The following is a 7,323-nucleotide window of genomic DNA, read 5'->3' as shown; positions in this document are numbered from 1 at the left end:
TTGAGTTTGTATATGTCTATTTTATTGCAAAAAAAGAATGTTGGCGACTACTCTTATATGAGTAGCCCCAACATTTATTATAGAGCCTAAAGAAGACCTTTTTAAATGTTCTTTTCTTGTATACATAATGATAAAAATGTTGACGGGGGGGGACATTTGTTATTATGAAGGTATCATGAAGAAATCATGAAGATGTAATATATGTATAATGAAGAAAGGGAGATTTCATAATGAGAAAAAAACAACTTCGTTATGTGATTCTTGCGGTAATTGCGGGGAGTACAATGATGATGCCTGCGATGGCAGATAATTCTGGTAATGCAAATCTAAGCGTGCCTTTTACTATTCTTGTTGATGGTAAAGAAAATAGCATGGTTACTGTTGACAGCAATGACGTATCATCAGCTGATCCTGATGTAGCTTTACGTAAACGTGATGATAAGAAATTCTATACGAAGCCAACTGGACAACAAATTGATGATATAATGAGTGTAAACTCAAACTCAAATACAGGATGGGGCCCTAAAGTAGGTATTGTTACTGATGGTAAGAATACACAAGATAATTATCTAGGATTAGTGAACGGAACAATTAAAGAAGCATACACTGTTAGTTATTCTGAAGCTGGGCCAAATAATGCAACAGCGAAACTAAATGGAATAGAAATGTTTAGTGGTGATATTACTGGTGGAATATCAGCGGTATCTGGAGCAAAAAATGCAGAGAAAAATATGGTTATCTTGCGTAATGTAGGTACTATAGCAAATGTAACTGGAGCTGCATTAGGCCAAGGTGATGGCAGTGCTATTAATAATAGAGTATTTCTTGCTGGTGGGCAAGATATTCAGCTTGTTTCAGGGGCTGCAGCTTTCGATAGCACATCCTCAGCTGGTTCCTTAAAAGAAAACTTAGTAGTAGCAGCGTCTGGTACATCGCGTACAGCATTTGGAGCGTTTGCTGATGTTTCTGACGAAGGTAGCACACCAGATAGTGGAACGACTTCCAATATTAACACTAGAGAAGTGATAGGGAATCGTGTCTTGCTAGGCATTGATTCTGCTGATACTGAAAATGGCAAAATAAATGGGGACTCTGGACGGGTGGATTCTCATGAATTAAAAAAGGAAATGGGAAAAAGTGAGTCAGATTCGATAGTACTACCTAAAGTAGGTCAAGTCATAGGTGGTTTTTCAAAAACGAATAAAGCAAATAAGAATATTGTCGTTATTGGAGAAAGCTCCATTGCTGGAAAAGGATTATTCAAGGTAAAAAATGAACAACCTAAGCATCATATTAATGGAATTGATGCTAATGGTGTTTACCCTGAACGAGTGAACGATGCAGAACAAGAGGGTAACAACTTTATTATCGGCGGTGTCAGTGATGTAGAAGCTACTGGTAATATTGTAGACATTAATAATGCGAAAGCATTGGCTAGTGGGAAAGTAGCTATCTGGGGCGGTCATTATTTCTCAGACAATGCTACAGGCGATATTAAAACTGGTAATACCTTAAATCTTAATAAGGTCAAAGGAATTACATTATCTCAAGTATCGAACTTTGAAATCTACAACTTTGATTTGCCTAAAGATGTTGTGAATGGAGATACAATCCTTACTGTAACCGATCCAAATGGTACAGATGTATCTAATACAAAAATCAATGTAGGTGTGTCTGGTGAAGCACCAGCATTACATACAGGGGATGCTATTAAACTTATCTATAATACGAATGGCGTAACAACAACAGGTGCTCAATACGGAAAATTACAACAAGGCGCTTCCTTGGCATATGATATTACTGCTAAAGCGGGGGATGATGCTAAATCTGTTATTGCTGTTATTAAGGAAAATTCCACAGAGAATACACCTAACCCTACACAACCAACTACTGGTGGATCCGTGAATTCAGCAACACCAAGTACAGGTGATACTGCAGGTACAACTCCAGCAAATGGTGGGACAGCAGGAACAACACCAACAAACGATGGAACAACAGGTACAACACCAGCAAACGGTGGCACAACAGGTACACCAGCAGCAGCTGGCACAACAACACCAAGTACAGGTACTGTTGCGGGTAGTGTATTACCACAAACAAAATCCTTTGTAGAGACTCGTACAGCTGTATCTAGCGTTATCAACAATAGCCAAGATAGCATTGTGAAAGCATTTGCTAATACTAGTAGTACAGCACCAATCGTTGCAGGCGTGAGTCATGGTCGTATGAGAGTGGAGTCCGGTTCTTATGCCAATATTAATGGAACAAATATAGTTCTTGGTTTAGGAAAACAAGCAGGCAAAACATACTGGGGTCCATTTGTAGAAATGGGTTGGGCTCGCTACGATAGCCATTTAGATTCTGGTCTTCGTGCAGATGGTAATGCTAAATATTATGGTGTTGGTGTATATGGAAAAACAACCTATGATAATGGCATCTATTTAGAAGGTAGTATTCGTGGTGGACGTACATCCTATAACTATGAAAGTAATGAGATAAAAACAGCAACAAAAACTGTTCATACTTCCTATGATGCACATAATATGTATTATGCAGCACATGTAGGGTTAGGAAAAGTAGTATCTTATGGAAATGGATACGAAGGTACAGTATATGGTAATCTATTCTATAGCCATCAAGGGGAAGCGACTGCTACATTGAAAGGTGAAGGCTTAGGAGAAACCTATACATTTGTAGGTGTCAATAGTCTTCGTACACGTCTTGGGTACAAAGTTTCTAAACAATTAGGCAATAGTTACACAGGATATGTTGGTGCGGCCTATGAACATGAGTTCTCAGGAGAAGCACATGCGACGGTTAAAGGCGCAAGTACTTTAGCACCTTCTTTAGGCGGATCTAGTGGACTTGTAGAAGTTGGAGTTACCTATGGTAGCACTGCGGATACCTTTACTGGAACACTTAATGTAGAAGGTTGGTTCGGACAAAAACGAGGAACAACGTTTGGTGGACGTGTAAACTGGAAATACTAATTGTATAGTGTTAGTACTATGACATAAGAAGATAAGCACTAGTTATGTATGGCTAGTGCTTATTCTTGTTTATATCCTACTTATATGAATAGTTTAAAATAAAGGTTCTATAATATATGTTGAGTTATTTTTAGACGAGTAGTTCCAACATTTTTTCTAATTAAATAAGGGTTATAGGACAATATGAGTTGGTTTTAATGGCAATGAGCCTAGTTAAATACTAGGCTCATTGAATTTTAAAGTTGCAAGATTACAGATTTAGAGGGAAAACAAAAAGCTACACCATAGATAATATCTACGTGTAGCTTTTATATATATAACCTTATGGGCATTCTTATTCCAAATCGTCGAAGTCGAAAGCTGCTGCTTTTGTATAGTTCGTAACTTTCGCCTCAAAGAAGTCAGTTTTTGTACTGTTCAAGTTGGAGAAACTTTCAATCCAAGCCATAGGATTTTCTTTGATTTCCGGATATAACGGTTGCAAGCCGATGGAATCAGCACGTTGGTTTGCTAAGTATTTGATATAGCGCTCGATTAATGTATTATTGATACCAAGGATTTTGTCATCTGTAATGTATTGGCCCCAAGCGATTTCATTTTCTGTACCTTCACGGAGCATTTGTGTTAATTCAGTTTCTAGTTCAGTAGTGAATAATTCAGGGCGTTCGATGCGAAGCTCACGGATAATGTTTTGGAACAATACTAAGTGAGTCACTTCGTCACGATTGATGTATTTAAAGATAGTGGAAGTTGCGGTCATTTTACCTTGACGAGCTAATGTATAGAAGAAGCTAAATCCGGAGTAGAAATAGATGCCTTCTAAAATATAGTTTGCCATGATCGTGCGGATCAAATTGTGCTCCGATGGCTCATCGCTAAAACGTTGGTAAATATCGGCGATGAAGCGGTTACGAGCTAATAAATGCTCGTCCGTACGCCATTCATCATAAATGCGGTCACGAGTAATTGGATTCGTTACTGTATCCAAAATGTAAGAATAGGATTGGGCGTGAATTTCCTCCTGGAACGCTTGGATGTTCAATAAAGAAGCCACTTCGGATGCCGTAATATAACGGCTCAAGTTTGGCAAGTTTTCGCTTTGGATGGAGTCCAAGAAATTTAAGAAAGAAATGATCTTGTCGAAGGCACGGCGCTCGCTATCCGTTAAGTATGGAAATTGCTTAATATCTTCGTTCAAAGAAATTTCTTCAGGAATCCAGAAATTGTTCAGCATCGTGCGATACAATGTATTCGCCCAATCGTACTTAATACGATTCCATTCCCGTAAATTTGTCGTATTACCGCCCACCATACTTTGCGTGCCGCGGTCACCATGTTCATTAAAAATCAGTTTCTTTTCCATGAGATATCTCCTATGTGTCTAGGTGAAAGTCAACATAGGAGATGACATTCACTTTACCATTTAATACTATAGAGAACTATAAAAGCATAGCTAGACGCCTGCTAATATTGGTATGTAGTTTTGGTACTACTTTTTATTATACTAAAAAGATAGGTAGCTAGGCAATCAAAAAGCACAGGAGTACCAGTCCTGTGCTTTTTTGTGTACTCTATGCTAGAATATGTTTCCTGCTTCCGCATTTTCCAACAAAAAATCTATTACATGTTTATGAACAATTCCATCTTGGCTAAAGTCAACGGTATCCATGGAGAGAACAAACTTAGGGTAGTTATCTTGTACATGTGCATAAACTCCAAACTCACGTTGTCGTGTAGCTTCTGTTTCCATGAGATACGATACTTGATAGTATACTCGTTCTTTATCTTTAGTGGCGATAAAATCGATTTCCATATCTTTTACTTTGCCTATTTCTACGGTATATCCTCTAGATATCAGCTCAATATATACAATATTTTCAAGGGCTCTTTCAATATCTTTCATATTAGAATATCCTTTGGCAGCCCGAAATCCATGATCTGTAAGGTAATATTTTTCATCGATTTTAAGATTTTTTTTGCCTACAGTATCGAATCTAGACACTTTTTTCAGGATGAAAGCTTGCTGACAATAGTCTAAATAATTCAGTATAGTATCAATGGAAACATCCCGATGTTCGCTCTTTAAATACTTTTTAATACTAGTTGCAGAAACGGGAGACCCTATATTTTGTATAGTAAATGATAGGATTCGATTGAAAATATCTACATCGCGAATCTTATTGTGTGTCAATACGTCTTTGATCAAAACCGTATGATACACATCATTTAGATATTTATAACTATTATTTTCTTCTAAGTTAAAGTATTTTAAGGTAGGCATGCCACCTAATTGGATAAACTTAGTGAATAGATCTTCCTTACAAAGCTGTTTTTCTTGGAATACTTCTACAAACTCATCAAATGTAAATGGCTGTATTTCAAATTCTACATATCTGCCAGCAAGAAGTGTAGCAAGTTCGCCAGAGATTAAGGTGGAGTTGGAACCAGTAATATAGATGTCGCAATCTTTATCAACACGTAGACCATTTACAACTTTTTCCCAATCTTCCACTAACTGTATCTCGTCAAAGAAATAGTAAAGTTTTCCATTTAAGTGTTTCGTTGTTTCCATGAGATACTTAGCGAGTAGTGATGCATTGTTTATCTCTAAAAATTCTAAGGATTCAAAGTTAATATAAACTTTGCGTTCATCAGGCACTTCTTGTAAGATAGTGTCTTTAATTATCGTTAATAAAGTAGATTTCCCAACACGGCGCATACCTGTGAGAATTTTAATTACAGGCTTATCAATGAATGGTTTTATTTGGGTTAAGTACTTAGGACGTTTAATATATTCCATAGCTAACACCTCACTCTCATTGATTCTATTATACTCGAAACAATTAAAGATTCCAACAATGATTTCGAGTATAGTCGAAAGTATTGCAGATTGTGCATACTAATTCTATTATACTCGAAAGTATTATAGAATATTAGTATAGTTTTGATTATAAATGAAATACATTAGAATTTATAGGGCTATGGGAAACTCTTAATAATAGAAACTGTAACCGTGTGCAATTCGACACGTTTGGAAATGAGGCGAGTCTGTTAAAATTGGGGATCATTCAAGATTATAAAGGATTGAAAGCAGATGAAAAAGAAAGCGAGCAGGGATATCTATATATAAACTGTGATATAATATAAAAACAAATACAAATACAATGAAGGGCTAGAGAGTTGGTGCATATATGGATGATTCAATAGATACAATTCGAAGAGATGTGTATTTCAGTATTAAAGAATTGATGGACTCTGCAAGAAATAGTATTGCACGATCAGTTAACAATATTCTTGTTCAAACATATTGGGAGATTGGACGAATTATAGTTGAGGAGGAACAGGGGCATTGTGATAGAGCTGCATACGGAAAACAGTTAATAATAGAATTATCAAAGAAATTAACAAGAGAATATGGTAAGGGATTTTCAAGGTCAAATTTGCAAAATATGAGGAACTTTTATTTGACATATCCAATTTGCCAGACAGTGTCTAGCAAATTAAGCTGGTCGCATTATTGTGAATTGCTTTCTATAAGCGATGAACAGAAAAGAAATTTTTATGAAAAAGAAACTATTAATGCGAATTGGTCAGTGAGAGAATTAAAAAGACAAATAAAAACATCACTATTTGAAAGACTTTTACTTTCAGTAGGAGATAAAAATAAAGAAAAAGTGTGGGAGTTAGCCTTACATGGCAATGAAATACATAAGGCGAGCGATATTGTAAAAGATCCTTATGTATTTGAGTTTTTAGGAATACCAGATGAAACCGCCATCATGGAGAGTGATTTAGAAAAGGCATTGATAAGCCATATTGAAAAGTTTTTGCTGGAACTTGGTAAGGGATTTATGTATGTAGGTTCACAGCAAAGAGTAACATTGGGAAATACGCATTATTATGTGGATATGGTATTTTATAATAAGATACTAAGAAGTTATGTTTTAATTGAGTTAAAATCAGGAAAGTTAATGCCGGAAGCAGTAGGGCAAATTAATATGTATCTTAATTATTACAAGATGGAGATTAATGACGATACAGATAATGAACCCATTGGGATTATTCTTTGTACTGATAAAGATAGTATACAGGCAGAATATGCTCTTGGTAGTTTGTCTAATCAGATATTTGCATCTCAATATACGTTATATATTCCAAACAGAGAAGAATTAGAAGAGCAGGTTGAAAGAGTATTAAAAAATTATGAGAGAAAGTAATCCTCGATGATGGATTCTTTTTATTCCGTCTACATCTTTGAATCATAATTTTATTATAAAGTAAATACAAAAAGAGCACGGTGTGCCCCGAACAAACATCATGAAATGCCGTTTGT

The 7,323-nt window shown here is 36.1% G+C and carries 4 protein-coding genes; 2 read left to right on the top strand and 2 right to left on the bottom strand.

From position 1 onward, the window contains the following. The first annotated feature begins 230 nt into the window (after positions 1 to 230). A complete protein-coding gene (locus EO115_RS04550) occupies positions 231 to 2,990 on the top strand; it encodes an autotransporter domain-containing protein (RefSeq protein ID WP_126937799.1) in 2,760 nt (919 codons plus the stop codon). 334 nt (positions 2,991 to 3,324) lie between these two features. Here EO115_RS04550 and EO115_RS04545 read toward each other — a convergent pair whose 3' ends face one another. Together EO115_RS04545 and EO115_RS04540 are read right to left on the bottom strand one after the other, a co-directional pair. Beyond that, positions 3,325 to 4,353 carry a ribonucleotide-diphosphate reductase subunit beta gene (locus EO115_RS04545; protein ID WP_126937798.1) on the bottom strand — a complete coding sequence of 343 codons (1,029 nt, stop codon included), beginning with the start codon at positions 4,351 to 4,353 and terminating at the stop codon, positions 3,325 to 3,327. 213 nt (positions 4,354 to 4,566) lie between these two features. Next, complete coding sequence (locus tag EO115_RS04540; RefSeq protein ID WP_126937797.1) at positions 4,567 to 5,790, bottom strand: ATP-binding protein; 1,224 nt, start codon at positions 5,788 to 5,790, stop codon at positions 4,567 to 4,569. A 391-nt stretch (positions 5,791 to 6,181) separates the two neighbouring features. Here EO115_RS04540 and EO115_RS04535 point away from each other — a divergent pair, with 391 nt between their 5' ends. Further along, positions 6,182 to 7,207 (top strand): YhcG family protein, encoded by a 1,026-nt coding sequence (locus tag EO115_RS04535; RefSeq protein WP_126937796.1) that lies wholly within the window; start codon positions 6,182 to 6,184, stop codon positions 7,205 to 7,207. Positions 7,208 to 7,323: the final 116 nt, after the last annotated feature.

It is taken from the genome of Veillonella sp. CHU740 (assembly GCF_003992055.1).
Lineage (GTDB): Bacteria > Bacillota > Negativicutes > Veillonellales > Veillonellaceae > F0422.
This window is presented reverse-complemented; position numbering and strand designations above follow the sequence as displayed.